Source organism: Streptomyces sp. NPDC034037 (genome assembly GCF_055575715.1).
Window position 1 is genome coordinate 537,940 of sequence record NZ_JBVISC010000001.1, and the last position, 26,202, is coordinate 564,141.

Consider the following 26,202-nt stretch of genomic DNA (forward strand, 5'->3'; position numbering starts at 1 on the left):
CCGCTCAGCTCCCGCCTTCCGTCTCGGCGACGCTCTGGGCCAGCAGCTCGACGTACGCGGTGGTCCACGCCTCGACCGTGGCGCGGTCCCACAGGTCGGTCGAGAACTCCAGATAGCCGGAGAGGACGTCGCCCGTGGGGATCAGGCCGAAGTTGAACTCCGAGCGCGCGCCCGGCACCGCGAGGTCCTCCACCGCCGTGGTCAGGCCCGGCAGTTCGATGTCCGTCTCCAGCGAACTCTGGTACTGGAAGCCGAGCGGCAGCCGCTCGGGGACCTCGGTGCCCAGCGCCTCCCCGAGGTCCGCCGCCAGCGTCCGGATCGGCGCCGCGTGGTCGAGTGCCCCGACCGCGCCGCGCGCCACCTGGTCCACCAGCGCGCCGAACGTCGTCGCCTCGTGGCCCCTGATCCGCAGCGTGAAGGACGACACCGTGCAGGCGGCGAGGGCCTCGAACTCCCGCCGCTCGCGGTTGGCGTGGGAGATGCCGAGTACGACGTCCGGCTCGCCCGCGACCTTCTCGACCAGCCGGGCCAGGGCAGCCGCCGTCACCACGAAGGGCGTCGTGCGGTGCCGCCGCGCCAGCGCTTCCACGCCCGCCCGGGTCTCCCGGTCCACGGTGAACAGCACCACGTCGCCGGCGCCGCTCAGCTCCGCGGGACGGGGCCGGTCCAGGGGCAGCGGCAGGGCGAAGGGGGCGCCCTTCAACTGCCGGGCCCAGTAGTCGACCAGGCGGCCCTTGTCCCGCGTCAGGCCCTGCTCGCGCTGCCAGCGCGCGTACGCGCCGGGCTGCGGCACGCCGTCGGGGAGGCCGTGCGGCTCACCGGTGACCTCCGCCCGGTACAGCGCGGCCAGTTCGCGCAGCAGGACGCTGACCGACCAGCCGTCGCAGGTGGCGTGGTGCAGGACGAAGAGCAGCGTCCAGCGGTCGCGGCCGACGCGCGAGAGCCGGAACACCGGCGCGAGTTCGGCGCGTATGTCGAACGGCACCGCGGCCGTGGCGGCGGCCAGGCGCTCCGCCTCCGCCGCCGCGTCCCGCGCCGAGCCGAGCCGGGCGACCAGGTCGTCCTCCGGCAGCTCGACCGGGCGGGGGCGCAGCGCCTCCTGGCGCCACTCCCCCGTGCCCTCGTCCTCCACGAGCCGGGTGCGCAGCGCCTCGTGGCGGGCGACGAGCCGGGTCAGGGCGTTCCGCAGGGCCGGGACGTCCAGCTCGCCGGTGAGGGTGAGGCGCATCGCCACGTTGTAGATCTGCGGGCGGGGGTGGGTCAGGTGCCGGGTGATGAAGGCGCCTTGCTGGGCGGTGACGGGGGCGGTGGCGACCACGTCGTCCGGATCCTCGGCGGATCCGTTCAACTCCCCGGGCTCGCCCGCCCTGCCTGCCGCCCCCGGCTCGGTCTCGCCCGTCTCGCCCGTCTCGCCGGTGAGGTACGCCGCCATGGCCCGCAGTGACGGCTCCTCGTAGAAGCGGGCGACGGGGTACTCCGCGCCGAACTCCTCGCGCACGGCGTTGGCCAGGCGGATGGCCGTGATGGAGTGGCCGCCCAGCTCGAAGAACGAGGCGTCGGGGCCGATGGCCCCCGCGTCGGTCCCGAACTCCTCGGCCCACAGCTCCCGCAGGCGTGCCTCGACGTCCCGCCGGGCGGTGCGCGCGGGGGTGGGCGGGGCGGCGGGGCCGGTGGGCGAGGCGGTCAGGGCGGGCTCGGGCAGCGCGGCGCGGTCCAGCTTGCCGTTGCCGGACAGCGGGAACGCGGGCAGGACGGCCCATGCGCGCGGCACGAGGTGGTCGGGCAGCCGCGCGGCCAGCTCCCGCGCCAGACGGTCGGCGACCTCCTGGGACCGTGCCGTCCCCGCTGTGGGCGTCGCGGGGACGACGTAGGCGGCGAGGCGGGCGTCGCCCCGCCGGTCGCGGTGGGCCAGGACGACCGCCTCGGCGACCTCCGGCGAGGCGTTGAGGGCCCGCGTGACCTCTTCGGGCTCGACGCGGAACCCCCGTATCTTCACCTGGTCGTCGGACCGGCCCCGGAACTCCAGGGCCCCGGTCGCGTCCCACCGTACGAGGTCGCCCGTGCGGTACATCGGCGCATCGCCGCCCAGCGGGTCGCGGACGAAGCGCTCCGCCGTCAGATCGGGCCGGCCCAGGTAGCCGGTGGCCACCCCGGACCCGCCGACGTACAGCTCCCCCACCTCCCCGGCGGGCACCTCGCGGCCGTGCGCGTCCAGCACGCGCAGCGTGACGTTGTCCACGGGACGGCCGATCGGGATCGGGGCGTCGGCCGCGCCGGCGGCCGAGGTGCCCGGGGCGCCGGCGGGCTCCACCGTCTGGCTCGTGCAGAGCACGGTCACCTCGGTGGGGCCGTAGACGTTCACCGTCTCGTACGGGGCGCCGGGACGCGGCCGGGTGCGCAGTACGTCACCGCCGATCAGCAGGTGCCGCAGCGGGGGCTGGCGGTCGTCCGGCAGCGCGAGGACGGCCTCGCCGAGCGCGGTCGGCAGGATGGAGAAGGTGATGCCGTGGTCGGCGTACCAGCGGGCGAGGGCGGCGGGGTCCTTGCGGACCGTGTCGTCGGCGACGACGACCGTGGCGCCCGCGGTCAGCGCGGCCCAGATCTCCAGTACGGCGGCGTCGAAGCTCTGCCCGCAGACGGCCGCGCTGCGGTCGTCGGCCGTGAACCCGAAGCGCTCGTGGTGCCACTGGCACAGGTCCACGACGGCGCGGTGCGGCACGGCGACCCCCTTGGGGGTGCCGGTGCTGCCCGAGGTGTAGATGGCGAGGCAGAGCGAGTCGGGGCCCGGCTCGGCGTCCGCCGGGGCGGCGCCGGGCGCGGGGGCCGGCGGCAGGGCGTCGAGCTCCACCACGGTGGTGCCGTGCGGCGGTGTCGGCCGCTCGTCCGTACGCCCCCCGCCGCTCACCACGAGGAGGCGCGCGCCGCTCTCGCCGAGGATCGTCTCGGCCCGGGCCCTGCCCTGGCCGGGGTCCAACGGCACATAGCCGTGGCCTGACTTCAGGGAGGCGAGCATGGCGACGATCAGGTCCGCGCCGCGGGGCAGCCACAGCGCGACCGGCGCCCCGGTGCCGCCCGCCCCGCGCAGGACGGCCGCGAGCCGCTCGGCCCGCTCGTCCAACTCGCGGTAGGTCAGGGTCTGTTCGCCGCCGATCACCGCCGTGCGGCCGGGGGCCGCCTCGGCCCACCGCGACGCCAGGGCGTGCACGGTGCTGCGGGTCCGCCGGCGGACGGGCCCGTGCCGCCAGGCGTCGGGCACGGCGCCGGCGCGGGCGCCCACCGCGTCGGCGAGGACGGCACGGAACGTTCCGAAAAGGGCGTCGACGGTCACCTCGTCGAACAGGTCTGTGTTGTACTCCAGGTGGCAGCGGATGCCGTCGGGCTGGTCGGTGAAGTAGACGCTGAGGTCGGTCAGGGCCTTGTCGGGCCCCGAGTCGAGCGGGGTGGCCCGCACCCCGGGCAGGTCGAAGTGGAACGGGTCGCCGGTCTCGAACTCGGCGAGGGTCTGGAAGACGGGGGTCCTGTCCAGCGCCCGCGCGGGGGTGAGTTCCCGGACGACCGCCTCGAAGGGCACCTCGGCGTGGTCGTAGGCGTCCAGGGCCACCGCCCGCACCCGGTCCAGGAGCGTGCCGAAGTCCGGGTCGCCCGAGAGGTCCACGCGCAGCGCCAGGGTGTTCACGAAGAAGCCGACGACGTCCTCGTACGCGGGGGTGCGGTCGGACATGGGGGTGCCGATGACGAGGTCGTCCTGCCCGGTCACCCGGCCCAGCGCGGCCGCGTACCCGGCGAGCAGCGTCATGAAGAGGGTGCTGCGCCGCTCGCGGCTGAACTTCCGTACGGCGTCGGAGAGTCCGGTGTCGAGCGTCCGGAACAGGGCGCGGCCGTTCGACGTCATCACGCGCGGCCTCGGCCGGTCGGTGGGCAGGGCCAGGACCGGCAGGTCGCCGTCGAGCGCCTTCTTCCAGTACGCGAGGTCCTCCGCCGCCTTCGGGCCGCCGAGGGAGTCGAGCTGCCGGCGGGCGTGCTCGGCGTAGGTGTGCGGGAGGGCGGGCAGTTCGGCGGCCGGGGCGCCCGCGAGTTCCGCGCGGTAGAGGGCGGACACGTCGCGGGCGAGGACGGCGGCCGACGCGGCGTCCATCACGATGTGGTGCAGGGACAGGACGAGGACGTGCCGCTCGGCGCCCAGCCGGACCAGGCGGGTGACGAACAGGGGCCCGCTCGCCAGGTCGAAGCGGCGCTCGCTCTCCGCCTTGAGGGTGTCGGCGACGGCGTCACGGTCGCCCGCCGTGCCGTCGACGACGGCGAAGTCCACCTCGCCGGGTGCCCGCGCGAACTGCCGTGCCTCTCCGGCCACTTCCCGGAAGATGGTACGAAGCTGCTCGTGCCGGGCGACCAGTGCGCGCAGGGCCGACCGCAGCGCGCCCGCGTCCAGCGGGCCCGCCAGCTCGATGGCCTTGACCTCGTTGTAGGCGGTGCGGCCGGGGAGCATGCGCTCCAGGAACCAGATCCGCTGCTGGCCGGGGGACAGGGGCGCCCCGGGGTCGGACACCGGCACGGGGGCGTTCGCGGCCCGGGCGGGGGCGGGGGTGGTCGTCGCCGGGGCGGGGGCGGCTGTCGCGCAGGAGCGGCGCAGGGCGTCGAGGTGGACCAGGCCGGCCCGCAGGGAGGTGGGCCGCACGCCGAAGTCGACCAGAGCGACGACCTCGTCGGCGCCCGCGGCACGCACCTCGTCCACGACGGGCCGCACGCTCTCGGGGCTGCCGATGAGGGCGCGCTGGTCGCAGTAGCGGTCGTAGGCGCGGCGGAACAGGACGTCCAGGTCGTCCTCCGACATCGCCGACATGTCGACCTGGTGGCCCAGGCTGTTGGCGACCCCGCCGAACAGCGAGAGCGACGCCCGCATGTACCGCGACAGCGGTTCGCGGGCCTCGGCGCGGGCCGCCGCGTGGTCCTCGGCGAGGTAGGTGTGCAGGAGCACGGCGACGCGCCCCGCGTCCGGGTCCAGGCCGTGCTCGGCGCGTGTACGCCGGTAGAGGGCGACGTTCTCGCGGAGCCGGTCGATGCCCTGCGTCATGAGGTTGGTGACGATGCCGAGGTCGTGGCGGGCGGCCAGTGCGTACGAGGCGGGGTTGCCGACAACGGCCGTGTACATGGGCGGGGCGTCCTGGACGGGGCGCGGGAACAGGCGCAGGTCGCTCTCCCCGTCGCCGGTGGTGCGGCGCACCGTGTCGCCGCGCCACAACTGCCGTACCTGGGCGACCTGTTCGTACATCTTCTCCTTGTGGGTGCCGAAGCGCTCGGGGAAGAAGACGAAGTCGTTGGCGTGCCAGCCGCTGGCGCAGCCGATGCCGATCCGGCCCCCGGAGAGGTTGTCGACCATCGACCACTCCTCGGCCACGCGGATCGGGTCGTGGATCGGCAGGACGACGGAGCCGGCGTTGATGCGGACGCGGTCGGTCTCGCGGGCGAGGGCGGCGGCGAGCACCGCGGGGTTGGGGAAAAGGCCGCCGAAGGAGTGGAAGTGCCGTTCGGGGATCCACAGGGAGTGGAAGCCGTTGCGGTCGGCGAAGCGGGCGGTCTCCAGGAGGTGGTCGTACTTGCCGTGGCGGGGGCTGTTCTCGTCCTGCGGGTAGTCGCCGAAGAAGTAGACGCCGAAGTCGAGGGGGCGGGTGGGCGTGCGTTCCGTCGCCTCGGCCCGGGGCGCGGCGGCGGCCGCGGCGCCGTTCCAGGCCATGGCCTGCGGCCTGGACGCCGCCTCGGACCGGGGGCCGGGGGCCGTCGCCGTCACCGACGTCGTCCGGGGCGCGAGTGCTGTCTCCGGGCGGGGCAGGGGCGCCGCTTCCGCCGACGGCTTCCGCTCCGGGATCGCCGCGGCCGGCGTCGCCCGTGCCTTCGTACGGAAGAAGCCGGCGTCCCGCAGTTCCCGCAGGGAGCCCTTGACCGCGTCCACGATGAACTCGACGTCGTCGTCGGTGTGTTCGGTGGAGAGGAAGAAGTTGCGCCACTCCCACACGTGGACGCCGCGCAGCATGAGGTGGTGGTAGAGCAGCTCCATGTCCGCCCGGTGCTCGAACCGGAACATCGAGCCGAAGTGGCTCAGGCTCAGCGCGAACTCCTCCGCCTCGAAGAAGGCGTTGAGCGAGTCGGCCAGGTGGTCGGTGCGGGCGTTCAGCCGCTCCTGGAGCCGCGGACTGTGCTCCTTCAGGTGGGCCAGCACGGCCCGCGTGGCGACCATCGACACGGGGTGCTGGATGTACGTACCGCCGAAGAACGTCGTGTCGGCCGCGGGGTAGCTGTCGTCGCCGTAGCTCCAGTACCCGCCGTCGATGCCGTCCATGATGTCGGCCCGTCCGGCGATGGCGCCGATGGGGAAGCCGCCGCCGAGCAGTTTGCCGTAGGTGGCGAGGTCGGGGGTGACGCCGTACAGCTCCTGCGCGCCGCGCGGCGCGGGGCGGAAGCCGGTCAGCATCTCGTCGAAGAGCAGCACGATGCCGTGGCGCGCGGTCAGCTCGCGCAGCCGGCGCACGAAGGCGGCGGGCCGCAGCGAGGGGTGGCGGCTCTGCACCGGCTCGACCACGACCGCCGCGATCTCGCCCGCCTGCCGTTCGATGACGGCGAGGCTCTCCTCGCTGCCGTAGGGCAGCACGAGCAGGTCGGCGACGGCGTTCTGCGGGATGCCCGCGGACATCGGGACGGTGGTCAGGCCCTCGCCGCCGGTGTGCGGGGAGCGGCCGAGGACGTTGTCGTTGTGGCCGTGGTAGGCGCCCTCGAAGGTGATGATCTTGGAGCGGCCGGTCGCGGCGCGGGCCAGGCGGATGGCGGCGGAGTTGGCCTCCGTGCCGGAGTTGGCGAAGGCGACGCGCTCCATGCCGGTCAGCTCGGCGAGCAGCTCGGCCGCCTCGCCGGTCTCGACGTTGCGGGGGCCGAGCTGGATGCCGCGCGAGAGGTGCTCGCGGACCGCCTCGGAGACGAAGGCGGGCTCGTGGCCGAAGAGCAGCACGCCGAAGCCCATGGTGATGTCGACGTAGTGGTTGCCGTCGATGTCCTCCAGCCGGGAGCCGTGCGCCCGCCGGCCCGCGATGGGGTACAGCATCTCCTTCGTGCTGCTGCGGAAGCCGACGGCGGCCCGGCTGTCGGCGAGCACCCTGCGGTAGCGCTGGGCGATGCGCTTGGAGGTGGGCGTCTTGGCGGTGTAGCGCCGCACGAGGTCGTCCAGGTGGGCGCGCTGCGACGCCGGGGAGCCGCCGCGGACCATGCCGGAGGCGCGGGACACCTCCAGGCGGGGGCCGTGCTGGGCGGGGCGTTCCGCCTCGGCGGCGCTCCCGGCGCCCAGCTGCTCGGTGATGCGCCGCGACAGTTCGGCCATCGCGGCGAGGTCCTGGTCGACGGCGGCGGAGACGGAGCCCTGGCCCGCGCTCATCGGTTGGCCTGGCCGGTCTGGGCCGCCAGCAGCTGGGAGAGCTGCCCCATCAGTTGGAGCTGCATCTGCGAGAGCTGGTGGACCTGGCGTACGAGGTCCTCCACCTCGCGGCGGGTGGCGTACTCGGCGCCGGGGGCGGGGGCGGGGGCGACCGCCGGGACCGGCTCGGGCGGGTAGGCGGTGGCGGCGGCCGGCGTGGGGGCGTACGCGATGGGTGCGGGCGGCACGGCCGGCGTGGGGGCGTACGCGGTGGGTGCGGGCGGCACGGGTGGCGTGGGGGCGTACGCGGTGGGTGCGGGCACCGGTGCGGCCGGGGTGTACGGAGCGGGGGCGGGCGGGGCCGGTGGCGCGCTCGGGGCCGGTATCGCCTGCGGGGCCGGTATCACGTCCGGGGCGGGCGTCACGTCCGAGGCCGATGGGGCGCTCGGGGCCGACGGCGCCCCGACCCCCATCTTCCGTACGATGATCAGAGCGAGGCCCTTGGACGTGCCGGCCTCCTCGAACAGCTCCCGCATCGAGACCTTGACCCGGTGCTCCTCCTCCAACTCCCGCAGCACACCGATCATCTGCAGCGAGTCGGCACCGAGGTCGAAGAAGGAGGCGTCCTCCGCTATCTCGCTGGTGTCGTAGCTGAGGTGTTTCGCGGTGACCTTGATGATGTGCTGGAGCACACGCTCGACCGCTGCCTCGTCCTGTGCCACTTCGGCCCCATCCCTTGCCGGTTGTGCGGGCCGGGGAAGGAAATTCTCCGGCCCTGTCCAGTAGTCCTTGTGCTGGAATCGGTAGCCGGGCAGGGGGATCCTGCGGCCCGCCCCGGCCATGAGAGTCCGCCAGTCGACCGGCGCCCCGCGCCGGTACAGGCCCGCCGCCGCGTCCCACAGCGGTGCGAGCCCGGCGCCGCGCCGCAGCGTCGGATACGCCGCCCGGTCCGGCAGTTCGCGCCGCGCGAGCCCGCTGAGCGTGCCGTGCGGGCCGGCCTCCAGCAGCGTGCCGACGTCGGGGTGCGCGGCGCCGAGTTCGCGCAGCGCGTCGGCGAAGCGCACCGGTTCGCGCGCCTGCCGCACGAGGTAGTCGGCGTCCGGGAGCCAGCCGGGCGGCCGGGTGCGCCCGTCCAGGCCGCTCACGAACGGCACCGCGCACGGGCGGAACTCCACCCCGGCGCACAGCTCGCGCAGCCCGTCCAGCACGGGGTCCATCAGCGCGGTGTGGAACGCGTGCCGCACCGGCAGCTCCCGTGCCGGTATGCCCCGCCCGGCGAGCAGGGCGGTCAGGCGTGCCACGGCGGCGGCCGGGCCCGCGAGGACCTGGCTGTGCGTGCCGTTGCCGACGGCGAGTTCCACGCCGGGCACCTCGGCGGCCAGCTCCCGTGCCGCGCCCTCGGCGAGGGGTACCGCAACCATCGCGCCGGGTGCGCACAGGCGCTGCATGAGCGCGCCGCGTCCGGCGGTCAGGCGCAGACCGTCCTCGACGGAGAGGGCGCCGGCCGCGTGCAGCGCCGCGTACTCCCCCACGCTGTGCCCGGCGACCACGCTCGGCGTGATCCCGGATGCGCCCCACAGGCGTACGAGCGCGCACTGGAGGGCGTAGAGCGCGGGCTGCGCCATGTCGGTGGGCCACGGCGGCTCGGTCCCGTCCTCCCCCTCGGGCGCGAGCAGCGGGGTGAGGAGGCTGTCGCCGCCGGTGAGCGCCGCGTACTGCCGCTCGCAGGCGTCCAGGACCTCGCGTACGACGGGAAAACGCTCGTACAGGTCGCGGGCCGCGCCCCGGTGCAGGCTGCCCTGCCCCGTGAAGAGGAACCCGGTGTCGGCCCCGCCGGTACCGGCTCCGCCCGTCCTTGGCGCGTCCCGTGCCGGGTCCCGCGTCGGGTCCTGTGTCGGGTCCGCGAGCCAGGCGTCGAGGCCTGCGGTGAAGGCGGCGACGGTGTCGCCCCGCAGCGCGAGGCGGTGTCCGCGGTGGGCGCGGCCGAGCGCCAGCGTCGTGACGAGGTCGGCGGGATCCGTGCCGGGGTGGGCGCGCAGGTGGTCGCGGAGGGCGGACGCGTTGTCGATGAGGGCGGCCCGCGTGTGGCCCGCGACGAGGAGGATGCCGGGGGCCGGCGGGGCGCCGGTGGGGCGTGGCGCGGGTTCGGGGGCCTCTTCGAGGATGACGTGGGCGTTGGTGCCGCCGACGCCGAAGGAGCTGACGCCGGCCCTGCGCGGCTCCTCGCCCCTCGGCCAGGGGCGGGCGGATTCGGGGACGTAGAACGGGCTGGCCGCGAGGTCCAGGGCCGGGTTGGGGCGGCGGAAGTTGGCCATCGGCGGGATGACGCCGTGCCGCAGCACGAGCAGCGCCTTGATGAGGCTCGCCAGGCCCGAACAGACGTCGAGGTGCCCGATGTTGGCCTTGACGGAGCCGAGCGCGCAGTAGCCGGTGCGGTCGGTGTCGGCGCGGAACGCGGCGGTGGCGCCCTCGAACTCGATCGGGTCGCCCTTGAACGTGCCGGTGCCGTGGGTCTCCAGGTAGCCGACGCTTCCCGCGTCGACGCCCGCCCGGTCCAGGGCGCGCCGGATGGCGCCCCGCTGGCCGTCGGCGCTGGGGGCGCTGAACGCCCGCTTGTCGGCGCCGTCGTTGTTGACGCCCCAGCCCCGGATGACGCCGTGGACGTGGTCACCGTCCGCGAGGGCCCGGTCGAGCCGCTTGAGGACGAGGGCCGCGACGCCCGTGCCGCCGACGGTGCCGTCCGCGTCGGCGTCGAAGGGCCGCAGCCGGCCGCTCTTGGAGAGGATGGACCCCTTGACGTACTGGTAGCCGAGGACCTGCGGCACGTGGATCGCGGCGGCGCCCGCCACCGCGAGGTCGCACTCGCCGTGGACGACGGCCTGCGCGGCGGTGGTCACGGCGACCAGCGAACTGGAGCATGCTGTCTGGATGTTGAGGGCGGGCCCGGTCAGATTGAGGCGGTGGGAGACGCGGTTGGCGGTGAAGTCGGTGAAGTTGCCGACGGTGACCTGGAGTCCGGCGACCCAGTCGGCCACGCCGGCCGGCAGGACGTTGTTCTGGAGGTAGGTCTGGAGGGAGTAGAGGTGGTAGCCGGTGCTGGCGTAGACGCCGATGTCGCTGCCGCCGGCCCCTTGCCCGCCCGCGTACCCGGCGTCCTCCAGGGCGTGGTGCACGCACTCCAGGAACAGTCGCTGCTGCGGGTCGGTGATGCGGGCCTCGTGGGCGCTCATCCCGAAGAAGCCCGGGTCGAAGCCCGCGATGTCCTCCAGGACGCCGCTCGCCCCGACGAAGTCGTCGGCGCGGTACTGCTCCTCGCCGACCCCGGCGGCGGCCAGTTCGGCCTCGGTGAAGCGGCGTACGCGGTCGGCGCCGTCATGGATGGTGCGCCAGTACTCCTCCGGGGTGTCCGCGCCGGGCAGCCGGAAGGACATCCCGACGACGGCGACGGCATCGCGGGCGGCGGCACTCATCGGGCCTCGCTCTCGACGGAGGGCACCTCGCGTGGCGGCGGGGCGGGCGCGGCGGCGCGCTCACGGCCGTACCGCACGAGGACGACGAACATCGCGAGGCACAGCGCGATCGCGAGGCCGTGCAGCAGGCCTACGACCTGGAGCGGGCGGAAGTGGTCCAGGAGCGCGCCGCTGACGAGCATGCCGAGCCCGAAGCCGGTGTTCTCGACGGAGGCGGAGAGGCCGAAGAGCCGGCCGCGCTGCTCGTCGGGGGCCGCCTGGAGCCGGCTGACGTAGGCGATCTCGGTGAGCCCATCGGCCATGCCGGCGATCAGGGCGGCGGCGACGGCGACGACGGTGGGCAGCCCGGCGAAGACGACGATGAACGCGGCCGACATCACGCAGGCCCCGACGGCGAAGGCCCGCTCGCCCGGCCCCTGCCGCCCGTCGCGGCCTGTCCACAGGCGCCCGCAGAGCTGCTGCATGACGATGTTGCCGATGGCCCAGGTGGCCCAGAACTGGCTGACGAACGTGGCGGGGTGGGTGGGGTCGAGGGCGCTGGAGTAGACGGGCAGGGCGACGTTGTGGGACGAGGACCCGAGGCCGTCGGCGGCCCGGACGGCGATCATCACGGCGAGGACGGGCGCGGCGCGCAGCAGCACCAGGGAGCCGGTCCGCGGCGGCCGCTCGCGTCCGGCCTCGTCCTTCCCGCTCTCCGAGGCCCGGGCCGCTTTGGTACGGATGGGCAGGGCGAGGAGGACGCAGGCGGAGACGGCGAAGGAGGCGGCGTCGAGGGAGATGGCGGCGGTGTAGCCGAGCTGGGCGACGATGAGCCCGGCGGAGGCGAACCCGGCGATCATGGCGAGGGAACGCCCGGTGGCGAGCAGGGAGTTGGCGCGTACGCGCAGCTCACCGCCGACGATCTCCGGGATGCTGCTGCGCAGGGCGACGCCCGAGAGGGTGGAGCAGAACCCGGTGACGACGGCGAGGACGTACAAAAGCCCCGCCCGGCCTGCCTCAGGAGCGATCAACAGCGCTACCATGGCCAGGCACTGCGTGAGATCGGCGCCGACCATCAACCTCTTGCGGTCGTACGCCGAGACCAGCCGTCCGCTCACAAAGCCGGATACGACGCTGGTCATCAGGCGCACGGCCATGAAGAGCCCGGCGGCCAGGGCGCTGTCGGTCACCTCGTAGATGAAGACGTTCAGGGCGACCATGTTCAGGTAACTGCCGTACGCCGAGACGCCGTTCCCCACGACGAGCAGGCGAAAGTGCCTCAACGTTCCCCCTGGTCCGCCTCTGTACTGGCCCTGTGTTGTTTCTGTGCCGCCCTCGTGCTGCGGCTTCACACTCACTCGCCCCGAAGCGCGCCTAAAGTCACCCGAGTTGGTGACTTGACAGGTCCTGGGGCGCTCGGTACCGCGAGCCTCGGTGGGGAGTCGGGCACGGGCGGGGGATTCCTTTCTGTTTCCGCACGGGCGTGGTTAGATCAAGTGGCGGTCACAGCCGTGCAGAAGCGGTCGCCCCCTGTAGCGGCAGAAGCGGCCGCAGCCCCGCAGAAGTCGCCCGTCCCTCCGGGAGGGAAGATGCCAGCAACCACCCGCCCGCAGAGCGCACCGGCGCTGTCCCACAGGGAGCGTCAGGTGCTGGCGCACCTAGCGGAGGGCCTCTCCCACAAGCAGGTCGCCAGGCGCCTGGGCATCAGCGTGCACACGGTCAGCACGTACCTGCGCCGCATCCGCACCAAGCGGACGGCGCCGACGGTGGCGCATCTGATCCGCTTGAGCATGACGGAGAACGCGACGCAGACGGGGGCGCGCTCGATGCCTTGAGCGGCGCCTTGACCGCCGGCTTTGCGGCCCGTCGCCCCGCCGGGCAAGCGGCCGGCGACCGTGTCGGCTCGAATCGACGTACGCCCATGGTCCACCTGGCCCGCAGCCACCGCACAATCTTCAGGAGTCCCCGCAACCCCCGATGATCCCGCGATGGCCGCACCTGTCCCCAGCCGAATCCGCCACAAGATTGCGCATTCAGAACGGATTACCAGGCGTCGCGTCACCCTCGACATTGGCCCCATCTTGCGCAGTACCTTGAGCCGGCCACCTACTCATCAGCACTGATGCCCTGGTCGCCGTCCCATCCCTGAGAGTAATCTGGACCTTCGACGGAAATTTAGGATCATCCACCATTACCGAGCAGATCACAGAGCCACGGAAACCCGCGAATTGCATTGGGCGGTGGCGATCCGGTCGATCGGCAGCAGTGTCCCGTCCATGATTACGAACACCTTGGCCGAGGCGGCTGTCACCGCCGTCGCGAGATCGGGCGCCTGCGCCGCGAGCAGACCGACGGCTTCCGTGATGTACCGGTACACCGTGCTCACGCCCACCTCGCACCCGGCCGCGAGCTGCGCGTAGGTGTGCCCCAGGCGTAGGTGCGCCAGAACCAGCAGTGCCCGGCGGTCGGCGGACAGCCGGCGCCACCGGGTCACGCACGCCGCCCGATGCGCGGCCAACCGGTCGGCCAGGAACTGCAGGTGCCGGGTGGACAGGTCGAGGGCAGACGGGTAGACAAGCACATGAAGCTCCTGGCGGCACGGGTGATCTTGGTCATGAACCGTCTATCAGGAGCTTCATCGCGTGCGCAGACCAACCGGCGGAGTCAACAACCAAGTTGGCCGTCGACATCGTCACTGGGGGCTCTGTATAGGCTGAGGCACGTGGATGTGACGGGGTGTCTTGGGTGTGACCTTCTGACCGGGCGCCGGGAGTTGCCCGGGGGCGTCCTGCATGAGACCGCTGCTTGGGCGGTGAACCACGTCGTCGGTCCGATGAACCTCGGCACCTTGATCGTCGGTCCGCGGGAGCACGTCGTGGCCATTGCGGAGCTCGACGACACGGCAGCGGCAGAACTCGGCCCCTTGTTGCGCGATACCGCTCGTGTTGTGGAGACGTTGTGCCAGCCCGAGCAGACCTACGTCTGCATGTGGTCGCACGGCCGCGACGCGCGCAAGCACCTGCACATCGCGGTCCAGCCGGTGACCGCTGAGGTGCGGGCCCGCTACGGCGGGCTGCGCTCCGAGCAGCTCCAGGCCCGGATGCTGGCGGACGGTGACGAGCCGGACACCACGGAGGTCGAGCAGTTCTGCGAACGGGCTCGCGAGCTGTTCCGAGCGATCGCCGACAACAGCGCCGAAGACCGCGGCTGATCACCGGTACCGCGCCGACGTCACGATGCAGTCGGGCACCCATATGCGAGGAAGCACTGCAGTCTTCTATCCATCACGCCCCCTCAATGTCAGGTTGGAAAAGGCCCCGTGATTGTGCGGAGGGGCCGTGGAGTTTCCGTCACTACGGCCTGACATGCTCCGGGCTCGGCCTGGAGTATGGCGCGCACGGTCTGCTCGTAGTGCTGGTGGCCGGTCTTGGCACAGTGTTCGGTGATCCAGCGGGTCAGCTCGTCGAAAGGTGCAGGGGCGTCGGATACCGCACCGCAGTTGTGTTCCTCACTGGTGATGCAGAGCGCCGTGAAGGCTGGCACAGCCAGGGGGCGGGACGGTGGTCACGCGGCTCTCCGGTTTCAGCCTCGTCGTGCTTACTGTCGGTCGGCTCGGCGCTTCTGATCGCGGACATGCTGACCTCCTCGGGCACGCCCCCATCGGCGTCACCGCCGGCGTCTACGCCCACGTCCGACTCCGCCTCCAGCGAGACGCCGTCGATACCCTCGGCGTCGCCCTCGGCCAGGGCGACGATGCCCCCGACGACCACCCACCGCAGCCGTCGTCCGCTGACGATGCCGTTGCCGTTGCCGTTGCCGTTGCCGTCAAACACCTCTGGGGCCCACCGAATATCGGTGGGCCCCAGTGCCTGTTTTCGCCGGACAGAGAATTAAATTGCGCCGGACTTCGACCCCCCAAATGGAATTCAGGGAACCATCAGAAAGAAGAGCGGACCGAATCCACGCCTGCTCAAATTCCTTTCGATCGATCAACTCGGCACCGAACTCAGGTTGACTGGAAATTTCCTCAAGCGCTGAAAATGGAATTTCCGAGAGACCAATCGTCGCGGTCTCATGACTTTCGTCCGCCTACTCGGCTCGACCGTCCCGATATAACTGCACTTTCCGAGTTTCGTAACCGTCGCCACCTAGCTCGCTTAGGTAGAGCGCAGGATCGTCGGCGAAATCGTGCCTCCAAGCGACCCTGCCGTACCTCATGAATTTGAGTCACCGCGAGGAGAGTCAACCCCCAGGCAGGCAACAACCAGATCTAGCTCGGTATTCATGAAGAGCTGGAAGTAGTATCCACCCCGGCTACGATCATCGATGAATCCGATGGAAAGTTCGGCGCGGTCGTAAGCGCGGAGGGCATCAACAGCGTCACCGAACCCGATCGAGGACTGCCCAGAGCGCAGCATGCCGCGCCACCTCCTCTCATACACAGCGAGTAGTCGCTGAGCTGGCACAGCTTCAGGCCAGACCTCAAACGCGGCGCCGGCGCTTAGAGCCGATCGCGAAAGAAGACGCACTTCACCCTCTCCCGCCAGGAGCTGAATGAGACGACTTCTTTCCACGACACCCTCCACTAAATCACCAAACTTGCCCGACTCTGATCTAGCGACCTTCCGGCGCGCTAGATCTCGCATCGACTGTCACCCGCCGGGTATACGCCATGGCCCTCTATTGAGACTGATCTCCGCACCCTCAATCACTCCACGCAGGGCGTGTTCGGATTCCTCGTATACTTCATGCGCGGTTCCATGAATCTGCACATCTCTTCCAGCGGGGACACTCGAATGCGGAATCCGCATCACGATCCCTCCAGGACCCAGCTCATCTGCCGCGTCAAGAGCTACGTCCTCATAGTCATGAGTCCATGACGTGAATTCGCTATCCGTATTACCGCCCGCGTGACGCCCCGGATCGCCATGACCGCCGTGCGGGACAGCACGCCCCTCAAGTGCATCGTCATACTTCGGATGCCCATTAGGAACTCCGCGATAAAGGTAGCCATCCCCTCCGCCACAGTTATGCACGAGTACCGGCGTGGCCCCCGCCACCACATAGTACGTATGCAACCGTGCAACGGTGAGGTTGTGGACCCTCGTATTCGGGGTCGTCCAGCGCTTGAGCTTCGTCACCTGGACGCGCGTGTTCGCGCTGGTGCGCAGCGTCTCGCCGGCCTTCAGGGCCGTCGCGTCGATCCATTCGCCCAGCTCCGGGACCCAGAACGGGTGCCCGTCCGTGGCCGTGATCGAGGCGGTCTTGGTGCCCTTCTTGCCGTCCACGTCGATCGTGATGCGGACGAGGTGCTTGAGGCCCTTGCCCTTGATCTCCGCCGTGACCGTCTCGACCTTGGTCTTGCCGGCCCTGGGGTCGGTGGCCAGGACCTTGTCGCCGATGTCGACGTCCTCGATGGCCTTGGTCTTGCCGTTGGCCATCAGAACCCGGGTCTTGGGCGTGAAGCTGTTGCACGCCTCCGCCGCCTGCGCCGCCTTGTTGCTCTTGCGCCAGTCCTTGAACGTCCCCCACAGCTGCTTGCTGAGGGTCACGATCCGTTTGCCGAGCGCGTACGCCTTGTCCAGCCGGTTCCAGTACTTGGCGACCAGCTTCGCGGCGGGGCCACCGCCGATGAGGGACGTGACGATGTTGGCCGCCGTGGCGCCGCACGCGCCGAGCGCACCCGTGGTGAAGCAGTCCAGCGCGTCGGTGATGCCGAGCTCGTCCGCCAGGATCTTGCCGAGTTCCTTGGCGATGGCGATCGTCCGCTGCTTCGCGGCGTCCGCCTTCGCCCGCTGCTGGCGGGCCCGGAAGACGGCCGGTGACTCATCGGGAGCCTTGACGCCGTAGTACTTGTAATAGGTCTTGGTGGCCTGGACCTTCCAGCCACCGTTGCTCTTCATGCTGCACTGCACGCCCGCGTACATGCAGTCGTCGGGCTTCAGGCCGTCGGGGTCCGAGAAGCTGACCGGGTTGTTGTAGCTGTAGGCGTAGCCGTTGATCTGTTGGGGGTCGGTGTAGTCGATGACGGGGTCGGCCGAGATGAACCGGCCGGTCGAGGCGTCGTATTCACGAGCGCCCAGGGTGACCAGGCCCGAGGTGTCGTCGTTGGTGCCGCCGACGAAGCCCTTGTCGTCCACCCACTTGGAGGGGTCCCCCGAGTCGGCGTCACGGCCCGCCCCGAAGGGGTCGAGACGGCGTCGCTGTGTCGTGCCCGTCTTCGCGTCGACCGCGATCTGGGCGGTGCCGTGGTGGTCTGCGGCCAGGAACGTGACACCGTCGGAGTCGCGCACCGCCACCGTCTGACCGCCGAGCGCGTAGTACCGGGTCGCCTTGACCGCCTTGGTGGAGGCGTCGAGGTGCAGCTCCATACCGGGCAGGTAGAAGGTCGTCTCGGTCGGCGACTTGCGCAGCACGCGGCTGCCCGCGGCGTCATACACGTAGGAGGACGAACTGCCGTCCGCGTTGGCGGCCTTCGTCAGCTTGTTCTGCTGGTCCCAGGTCAGGCTCTGCCTGTCGCCGTTGAGAACGCGCGTCTCGGTGTTGCCGGCGGCGTCGTACGTGTAGGTGTCCAACGAGGTGACCGCGGGCTTCGTGCCGGTCGACGCCGTGTCCGTGGTGACCGACGTGAGCTGGTGCGGGCCCTCGCCGTTCTCCCCGTACTTGTACTTCTTCGTCGCCGTGGCGGTGCCGTCGATGCCGTGGTCGGTCTGGGCGGTGCGGTTGCCGGTGGCGTCGTACGCGTAGCTGTGCCAGAAGGGCGCGATGCCGCCCACCGTGCTCGCGGACGGGTCCGACGCGCAGGCCGCGTCCGCCTTGCCGGTGCCGAGGGCGCCGTCCGGCACCTGGGACGACGTCCAGTCGTCGGTCGTCCGGCGCAGGCTGTCGTGGCGGAAGCACTGGGTGTCGCGGGCCCCGCCCGTCGGGTTGTCGACGATGGACAGGACGTTGCCGCCCGCGTCGTAGGTGTACCGCGCGTCATAGGCCTCCGCGGCGGCGTCCTCGACCCTGGCGATCGTCCTGTTGACCCGCTTGGTGCCCTGCTCGTAGTAGTAGTTCAGCCAGGTCTTCTTGTCCGCCGCCCCACCGGTGGACAGCTCCAGCTGCTCCAGCTGGTTCGTGGGTGAGTACTTCACCTGCGGGACGTACGTACCGCCGCCCAGCGAGGTCTTGAGCGCCGTCGGGCGCTGCAGCGCGTCGTACTGGTACGAGACGGCTTCGCCCGCCAGTCCGCCCGCCGCGGGGAAGTTCTGGCCTCCCACCGTTCCGTCGCCGTTGTACTGGGTCTGGAACTCGTAGGTGCCGCCCAGCTCGGGCTCGGCCGTCTTGGACAGGTAGTACTTCGCCGAGGTGGGCTTGTAGTCGTTCTTCTCGTCGAGGACCGGATAGGTCACCGAGGAGTGGACCGCGCCGCCCTTGTAGGTGTAGGTGCCGTACAGGGCGCCCTTGGCGACCGTGTCGTAGGTGGAGACGGACAGTTTCGTACCCGTGTCCGCGGCGCCCTGCCAGGTCGACTTGGTGCGCCCCAGTTGGTCGTAGACGGTCGTGGTGGTGTTGTCGCGGGAGTCGGTCACCGACGTCTGGCGGTCGAGTTCGTCGTAGCCGAACGTGGACCGCCCGGTGTCCGGGTCGACGGCCTCGATCTTGCGGCGGCGCTGGTCGTACCCGTACGTCCAGGTGTTGCCGTCGTTGTCCGCCACCTTCGACAGCTTCCCGTCGGGCGTGTAGCCGTAGGTGGTGGAGAGGTAGTCCGCCGATGTGCCCGAGGGCAGCGGCTTGTCGCCCTTGTACTGGCGCAGCTCGACCGTGCGGTCGTCGGCGTCCGTGATGGTGGTGGTCGCGGTCTGGCCGGCCGGCGGATCCACGTGCACCCGGTCCCCGCCGTAGGTGTACGTGGTGCGGTGCTTCTCCACGCCGGCGACCTTGAGGATCGTCGCCGTGGGGCGGCTGTCGCCGTCGAACTCCGTCACCGTCTGCGCGTCGATGTCGTCGTTGCGCGGTGCGAAGAGCGTGGAACTGGGCGCGCCGGTCGTCCAGTACGTCTCGTTCGTCTTCACCGTGCGGCCGGAGCCGTCGTAGTAGGTGTCCGCGACGAGGCGGCCGCCGTCCTGTCCGTCCGTCTGCACTTGGCGGGGGCGCAGCATGCCGTCGAACAGTGCGTACTCGCTGCCGTAGGTGGTGCCGCCGTTCTCGATCCGCTGGGTGCGGATGTAGTTCGCGCCGGTGGTGCGGATGCCGTACGCGTACTTGATCGACGGGGAGAAGGAGTCCGCCTTGAGGCGGTCGGGGAGCCATACGGAGGTCAGCCGGCCCAGGCCGTCGTAGGCCAGGTCGGTGCGCTTGCCGTTCACGTCGATCTGTGCGACCGGCGAACCCCACTGCGGGGCGTACTCCGTCTTGTTCGTCCAGCCCAGCACATTGGTCTCGGTCTTGGCGGTCGCGAGGCCGTTCGTGTCGGTGTAGTCGATGGTCTTCGGCGTCCCGGCCGCGTCGGTGACCTTCACCGGTCGTCCGAACGGGTCGTACTTGGTCGTGGAGACCGTCTGGTACGTGCCGGCCGTGCCGTTGTGCGAGGTGATCCGCTTGACCGTGGTCGCGTTGCCCAGGCTGGGCGCCGCGCCGAGAGTGGTGGTGTCGTCGTACAGCGTCTGGTCGTCGGCGAGTACGTGCTTGGAGCGGTCCGGCGTGGTGGCGCAGTCGACGCTCACCGTCTCCACGCGGGAGACGTAGGCGTACATGTGCTTGTCCACGTTGTCGGCGTACTCGGTGCGGCTGCACTTGTTGTCGGAGACGCCCACCACACCGAGGTCGTTGGCCTTGGTGACACGACCGGTGTCGTCGTCGTAGCTGGTGACGGACGCGGACTGACGCCAGCCGCCGGACGCCAGTGCCTCGTAGGTGTCCGTGCGCTCGGGGCGGATGAACCGCGCCTCACGGGTGCCCCAGTCCTTGGTGCGGGTGGCGGTGACCTTGGTCCAGGGCGTGTTGATCGACTTCGAGACGACCTTGTCGCCGTTGTACGTCGTCGTCTCCAGCTCGAAGCCCGACTTCCAGTCGGAGTCGGTGTGGCTGGTCCCGGTGGAGTCCTTCACCGTGGACGATCTCGTCCCGCCGTCGGGGTCGCTGTCCCCGTCCAGGCCCTGGAAGAAGACGTGCTCGGACTTGGTGTTGGAGGCGTTCTCCGTGCCGTCGGAGGTGGTGACCCGGACCTTGCCGTAGCCCCGCCAGTCGCTCCAGGTCAGGTACTCGGACTTGGTGAAGCCGTCGGCCTTCGCCTTGCGCCAGCCGGCGTCGCCGAGGTAGGAGTAGGCGGTGATCTGGTCCGGGCTGTTGCCGACCAGGTCGGTCTCGACGACGGACGAGACGACGTACTTGTGGAACCACTCGGTGACGGGGTCCTTGATGCCCGGCGGGTTCCACTTGACGGGGTAGCAGCGGACGGTGGACTTCCCGGGAGTGGGATGGTCCGAGGAGGTGCACTGGGTGTCGGCGTAGTTGACCGACAGCACGCCCCCGGATTCGCTCTCCACCGCCGACATGCGGAAGCGGATGAACGGCTGGATGTTGTCGTTGGGCACGTCGACCCGGTTGGCCAGCTGCTTGCCGTACAGCTTCACCGACGGAACGGTCTCGTCCGTGCCCACCCGGCCCGTGTGGTCGATCGACTTCAGCCACAGCGACCTGGAACCGTCGCCGTTGTCGGTGAAGTCGTGGTTCAGCGTCCAGGAGTCGACGTCCGCGAAGGTGGTGGCTCCTGTGCGGATCTGGGTCGTGATCTTCTTCAGCTGTTTGCGGGTCCAGAACGTCGGTGAGTTCTGGCCGGTGCACTTCGTGTCGGCCTTGCAGTTGCTGTCCCACGGTACGTCCGGCCAGTCGGCGGCCGTGGCGTCGGTCAGCGCGCCGGAGGAGCAGTCGGTCAGGTCCCCGATGCACCGCTCACCGGTGGTGAACACGACGCGCGCCGAGGGCGCGGTGGCGTACACCTTGTCGGCACGCTGGCCGTAGTCGACCCGCTTGAGGTAGCCGCCGCGGGTGTAGGACTTGCCGTTCTCCCCGGTCTTCAGGCCCTGGGTGTAGTAGTTGGTCTCCTTGCCGTAGAAGTACGACATGGCGTTGCCGTGCGGGTCGATGACGTGGTCGAGGTTCCAGCGCCAGGCCTGTGCGCAGTGGGCGTCCGCGAAGTTCGCGTCGTAGCAGGGCTCTCCGGAGTCGTCGCCGTAGACCGGGACGGTCCACGCGGAGTTGGTCGACTCGTCGCCGGTGGCGTACCCCGGCAGCCGGTTCAGGCCGAAGAAGTACTGGGTGCCGTCGTCGTCGGTGACCTTCCAGTGCTCGCCGTTGTTGTCGCCGTTCGTGGTGCCGGTGAGTCGCTCGACCTTGCTGAAGTCGTCGGAGCTGACGCGCCACTTGCCGGTCTTGTCGTCCTGGATCAGTTCTCCGGAGGCGCCGCCCGCGAGGGAGATCGTGGCGTTGTATCCGCCCCAGCACTGGTCGCCGTAGGTGTCGCTGTGTCCGTCGTCGGCACATGGCTTGTAGCGGCGTTCGATGTAGCCCGGCTCGTAGGAGAAGCCCTGGCCGATCCACGAGCCCTGGTTGTTGGTGGTCGCGGTCTGCCCGTCGATCGACTGCGAGTTGTAGCCGAGGGAGACGGCGGGGGACAGGGTGCCCGGTACCGGTGGGGCCGAGATCGGATACGACCAGTTGAAGACGCCCGAGGAGTTCGAGACGCTCCACTGCGACGACGCCTGCAGCGGGGTGGCGGCGAAGTCACCCTGGTCGCCGGAGGAGCCGGCGACCGCGGCGAAGACGGTGACCGCCGCTCCCTTGTCGGCCGCGGCCGGAAGGGTCGCGCTCAGGGTCCGCTTCGCCGTGTCGTTGCCGCCCTTGAGCGGCCTGGGCGTGGCGCAGGACTTCTTGCGCGGAGTCGTCAGTACGCAGGACGGGTACTGGACCAGGCGCAGCCGGGATCCGTAGCCGCCCCCGTAGGCGCCGGCGAAGTCGGCGTAGTCCAGGGCGACCTCGACCGGCGCCGGCGTCTTGGCCCCGTCGGTCCGGGCCACCGTCATCAGCGGGGCCCGCACACCGGCGGCCCTGGCCTTGTCGCGGTTCAGGACCGCCACGCGTACCGAGGCCGGGCCGGCCTTTCCGGTGGTGGCCACCTTGAGGGGCAGCCCCTTGGCGCGTGCGCCCCGCTCGTTCCCGGGCAGGTCGACCTCGGCGGCGGCGGCCTTGGGCCAGCGGGTGGCGTCGGCGGACTTCACCGCGGCACGTGCCGCCGGGTCCGCCTTGCCGTACGTCTTGGCCCTGACGTTCTTGCCGTCGACGGGGTCGTCGAGGTTCTTCTGGGTGGCGGGGCGGCTCAGTCCGCCGTCTCTGGCGGTGGCCTCAGGGGCGTATTGCGGCAGCAGGCCGACGGCCAGGGCGACACCGAGCCCCAGGGCCGTGGTCCTGGCGGCCGGTATTCGCCACCGTGACCGGAAAGGCGAGCGCATGGCAGCTCCGAAGAAAGAGTTGGACCGTCGTGACGACGGAAGAGGGCAGTGCGGAGGGGTGGGGAACGAGGTGAGGGCGCTGAGCAGGGGCGGAGCGACAGGGTGAGGGGGCGGGCCCCCGGGGGCGCTCCCCCACCGTGTCGCCCCCGGGGGGCGCTCCGCCGCCGTGTCCCCACGACCTGCGCTGCGGAGCGCCCCCCTTGCCGTTCACGCCGTCAGGCCCTCATGTGACGGTCTCCTCGATGCTCGCCCCGGCCGGCAGCAGCGCCACGGTGGGCACGGCGCTCGCGTCCAGGGCCCCCCGGAACACCCGCAGTTCGTCGACGGCGCCGTCGAAGAAGGCGGACGGCGTGGAACCCGTCAGGGCTCTGCCGATCTGCAGGGACGCCGTGGTGAAGTCCCAGGTGTTGTCCCAGGGCACCTGTGCGGCGAGCGTGCCGTCGACGTAGAGCAGCGCGTCGCCGAAGACGGCCGAGTAGACCAGCGTCAGATGGTCGCCGTCGCCCTCACTGCTCGGGGCGAAGCCCTGGGCCCTGACGATCGACTCCTTCGCGCCGGTGGCGTCCTTGTCCGTCACGACGAGCGCCCAGCGTTTCTCCGCCGCCTGGTACTTCACCGTCAGCGCGCTCCCCCGGGTGCCGGCCAGTGACATGACCGTCTGGTCCTTCGTCGGGCCGGCGGTCGCCAGACGCGCGCGTGCCGTGAGGGTGAAGCTGTCCTCCTCGGCGAGCAGCCCGGCCGCGCGTGCCGCGTGGCCGCCGGTGCCGTTCAGCTGGAGGTGTCCGTCGCCCCAGAGCGGTTCGGCGGGCGCCTTGCAGGCGGGGTCCGCCTCCACGTCGCAGGTCTCGTCGGGCACGTAGATCGCGGCGCCACCGCCCAGCCTCAGACCGGTGCCTCCCGTCTCCTCGGGGGACACGCCGCTGTTTTCTCCGTCGACCTGCCAGTAGGCGAGCTGGCGTGCCGAGATGCCGCCCAGCGCCTCGCCCTCGGCCTCCGGCACCACCCGGTCGTAGATCTTGACGTCGGCGACGCTGCCCTTGAGGTGGGAGGTGTAGCCGTCCAGGGTGAGCTTGCGTCCGATCTGCACACCGCCGGTCGCGTTCCACTTCGTGCGCCGCCTCTGGACGTCCTCCTCGATCAGGTCTCCGTTGACGAAGAGGCTCAGGGTGCCGAGTTCGTCGTCGTAGACACCGATGAGGTGGGTCCAGCTGCCGGGTACGGCCCTGGCCCCGGACACCTTCCACGACCCCATGTTCTCCATGTCGTTCATCGGGGTGCGGAAGGTCCACGACCGGGTGTCCACGTCGTAGCCGAGATCGAATCCCGGTGCGGACGTCCCGTCCTGGCTGACCACGCTCACGTCGTCCTTCGGCCGCTCGGGCAGGTTCACCCAGGCGCTCACGGAGAACGTCCCGCTCGTGTCGACCGCGGGCTTGCCCGCGTCGAGGTAGGCCTTCTCCGAGCCGTCGAGAGAGGCGGCGGTGTCCGTCGGACCCAGCGGGCCCTCCGCGCCGAAGGTGACGCCCGCGCCCGCGGCCGCCGCAGGGGCCCCGCTCATGCCTGCCGCCGCCGTGGCCCCCTTGGCGTCGCCGAGGGTCCAGCCCGCGGCGGGGGCACGCCCGTCGCTGACGAGGAAGACATGCGAGGTCGGTGTCTTCTGCGCGTTGCCGGCGCCGTCGACCGCCTTCGCCTCGAGGGACATGGGGCCCTCGTCCGGCGGCATCCACCGCACGACGATCGGACCGCCCGGGCCGATGGCGTTGGCGGTCTTCCAACTGCCGCCGGTGAAACGGTACTTGTACTGCGCGACGTCCGGCGACGGCGAGTCGATGATGAAGGTGCCGTAGTCACCGACGCCCGCGTGCCAGGCGTCGTCGTCCGGATACCTCGTCGATGTGATCGCCGGGGCCTTGGGGGCCGTGGCGTCGTAGATGAACTCGCAGCGGGTGCCGTTGCCCGCCAGGCTCCAGGGCCCCCACGACCTTCCGTCGTGGCCGCGTACCGCCCAGCCGACGGTGACGTTCTGCGGGATGGTGTAGCTCGCGTCGTCGGGGTCCGAAGCCAGGTTGGTCCCGACCGTGTACGAGAACGACGCGCCGCCCGTCTGACCGCTCTTCGACGCGTCCACCGTGTCCTGCGCCTCCGTGGTGGAGTAGTGGTCGTACGTCTTGCCGCCGGTCGTCCAGAACACGTGGAACTGGGCGCGCAGACTCTCGGAGTTGCTGCCGATGTCACCGTGGTCGTAGTCCTTGAGGAACGCCTTCAGCCTGGGCGCGTCGGAGACGTAGTGCTCCTCGGCGCTGCCGTACTCGCACGAGCCGCCCGGGGTCATCTTCAGGTCGTCCATGGTCGGCTGCAGCGGCGGCCGGTTGTAGGTCACCTCCAGCTGCGCGTTGCCGCAGAAGCGCTTCCAGTACGCGTAGCTCCCCTCGTCCTCCGCCTTGAGGCGGAAGGTCGTCGTGTCCCAGCCGCTGCCGGCGGCCTTCTGCAGGGTGCCGCGCACGTCGAAGCGGACGTTCTGGTTCGTGGAGGTGCACGCGCCGGCCGGGTTCGTCGGCGACTTGGTGGTGATGGCGTCCTTCAGCGAGGGCTGGTTGTCCCAGTTGGTCCTGGAGCTGATGGCGCTCGCGCCACCCGAGTTGACACGTCCGAGCTGCACCGCCTTCCCGGCCTCGCTGTACGTGTGGACCATCGTCACCGCGAAACTCGCGGAGACGATGTCCTTGTCCTCGAAGATCCCCGTGGGCAGGGCGAAGAACTGCCGCTTGACGTCACTGCCGCTGGTGCAGCGGTAGGAGACGTCGGCCGGGCAGCGTCCGACGCCCTCGTCGTCGTCGAACTTCCAGAACTCCGAGGAGGAGTAGTACGAGGACACCATGGTCCAGCCGGTCCGGTGGGCCGTCTTGAAGACCGGATCGATGTACACGGGGTAGACCGTGTCCTCACCCTTGAGGAGTCCGGCGTCGGGCTCCAGCGTCACCGAGTCGGCGTCCGCGTCCACCGCCACCTCGGAGATCCGCGCACCCTGCGGGGGTACGTCCACGCCGTCCGGCCCGCTCATGCCCTTCCGCGCGGAGCGGCCGGTCCGCGGAGCGTCGGCCGCGTGGCCGGAGTCCCACATCATCGGCTGCGGGGCCTCGAAGACCGTGCCGCCACCGCCGTCCGCCTCGGCCTCCAGCCCGCCGTCCGCCGTCTCCTTGAGCGTGACGGAGTCGGTGTCCAGGGCCAGTTGGAGGTGGGCCAGGTCCGGATGGGCGGCGGCCTTCGCGTTCTTGACCACGAGGACGTGGGAGAAGCCCTCGGCGGAGGCGGTGACCTTGAGGTCCACTCCCTCCAGCACATCGCCGTACGTGGCGGTGGATCCGGTGACCCGCGGCTGTGGCAGCTTGTGCGGCCAGCCCAGGGCGAGCGAGCGGCCGTCCTTGTCGATCTCGGCGAACGTGGTGTCACCGCCGCCGGAGAAGGCCATGGCCGACAGCGCGGCCTTGGGTGCGTACCTTCCGTCGGGCCGCTCGACGAGCGTGGTGTCGATCTCCGTCCACCCGCCGTCCTTGCGGGTGCGGATCGGCTGGACGTACTGGGTGGTGGTGAAGGTGCCGTCCGGGTTGGCGACGGTGGTGCTGCGTTCGTTCCTGAGGGCCGCCACCTCCACCTTCTCGCCGGACTTCGCCGCCTCGGCCTGCGCGTCGGACGCGCTCTCGACCTGCGGCGCGTCCTTCTCCGCGGCGGCCGCCGGCCGAGGGGCGCCCGCGAGGCCCGGGGGCATCGCGCCCAGGCCGCCGGTCAGCAGCGCGGTCGCGGTGACGGTGACGGCGAGAGCCCGGAGCCGGGGGCGGGCCCCGGTGGTACTTCTCCTCATGATGGT

Annotated in this window: 9 protein-coding genes and 2 pseudogenes; 2 read left to right on the plus strand and 9 right to left on the minus strand. The window is 71.0% G+C overall.

All coding sequences use genetic code 11. The features are described from left to right. Positions 1–4: 4 nt before the first annotated feature. Genes ACZ516_RS02485 through ACZ516_RS02495 form a run of 3 tightly spaced genes read right to left on the minus strand, consistent with a single transcriptional unit; the run spans position 5 to position 12,128 of the window. On the minus strand, positions 5–7,417 hold the full coding sequence (locus tag ACZ516_RS02485; protein ID WP_469008121.1) for a MupA/Atu3671 family FMN-dependent luciferase-like monooxygenase: 7,413 nt from the start codon (positions 7,415–7,417) through the stop codon (positions 5–7). Then, positions 7,414–10,866, minus strand: coding sequence for a type I polyketide synthase (locus tag ACZ516_RS02490; RefSeq protein WP_469008122.1), 3,453 nt, complete (start codon positions 10,864–10,866; stop codon positions 7,414–7,416). The genes ACZ516_RS02485 and ACZ516_RS02490 overlap by 4 nt, the downstream gene beginning before the upstream one ends. After that, positions 10,863–12,128: an MFS transporter gene (locus ACZ516_RS02495; RefSeq protein ID WP_469008124.1), complete on the minus strand. Its 1,266-nt coding sequence runs from the start codon at positions 12,126–12,128 to the stop codon at positions 10,863–10,865. The genes ACZ516_RS02490 and ACZ516_RS02495 overlap by 4 nt, the downstream gene beginning before the upstream one ends. 306 nt (positions 12,129–12,434) lie before the next feature. Between ACZ516_RS02495 and ACZ516_RS02500 the strand changes: the two genes are divergently transcribed. Beyond that, the gene (locus ACZ516_RS02500) at positions 12,435–12,680 is read left to right on the plus strand and encodes a response regulator transcription factor (protein WP_358579886.1); all 246 of its coding nucleotides are present in this window, start codon (positions 12,435–12,437) and stop codon (positions 12,678–12,680) included. Between the two features lie 407 nt (positions 12,681–13,087). Here the strand turns inward: ACZ516_RS02500 and ACZ516_RS02505 are convergent. Further along, positions 13,088–13,426 (minus strand): annotated as a pseudogene (locus ACZ516_RS02505) (helix-turn-helix domain-containing protein); the annotation flags it as partial. Positions 13,427–13,657: 231 nt separating this feature from the next. Here ACZ516_RS02505 and ACZ516_RS02510 point away from each other — a divergent pair. Then, the gene (locus ACZ516_RS02510) at positions 13,658–14,056 is read left to right on the plus strand and encodes a hypothetical protein (RefSeq protein ID WP_469008125.1); all 399 of its coding nucleotides are present in this window, start codon (positions 13,658–13,660) and stop codon (positions 14,054–14,056) included. Between the two features lie 89 nt (positions 14,057–14,145). Here ACZ516_RS02510 and ACZ516_RS02515 read toward each other — a convergent pair whose 3' ends face one another. From ACZ516_RS02515 to ACZ516_RS02535, 5 genes and pseudogenes are all read right to left on the minus strand, one after another. Then, a complete protein-coding gene (locus ACZ516_RS02515; RefSeq protein ID WP_469008126.1) occupies positions 14,146–14,388 on the minus strand; it encodes a DUF7848 domain-containing protein in 243 nt (80 codons plus the stop codon). Continuing rightward, on the minus strand, positions 14,301–14,678 hold the full coding sequence (locus ACZ516_RS02520) for a hypothetical protein (protein ID WP_469008741.1): 378 nt from the start codon (positions 14,676–14,678) through the stop codon (positions 14,301–14,303). The genes ACZ516_RS02515 and ACZ516_RS02520 overlap by 88 nt, the downstream gene beginning before the upstream one ends. Next, positions 14,671–15,063: pseudogene (locus ACZ516_RS02525) on the minus strand (DUF6881 domain-containing protein). The gene ACZ516_RS02520 and the pseudogene ACZ516_RS02525 overlap by 8 nt, the downstream one beginning before the upstream one ends. Positions 15,064–15,497: 434 nt before the next feature. Next, positions 15,498–22,337: a polymorphic toxin-type HINT domain-containing protein gene (locus ACZ516_RS02530; protein WP_469008128.1), complete on the minus strand. Its 6,840-nt coding sequence runs from the start codon at positions 22,335–22,337 to the stop codon at positions 15,498–15,500. Between the two features lie 223 nt (positions 22,338–22,560). Next, complete coding sequence (locus ACZ516_RS02535) at positions 22,561–26,196, minus strand: LamG-like jellyroll fold domain-containing protein (RefSeq protein WP_469008129.1); 3,636 nt, start codon at positions 26,194–26,196, stop codon at positions 22,561–22,563. Between the last annotated feature and the right edge of the window lie 6 nt (positions 26,197–26,202).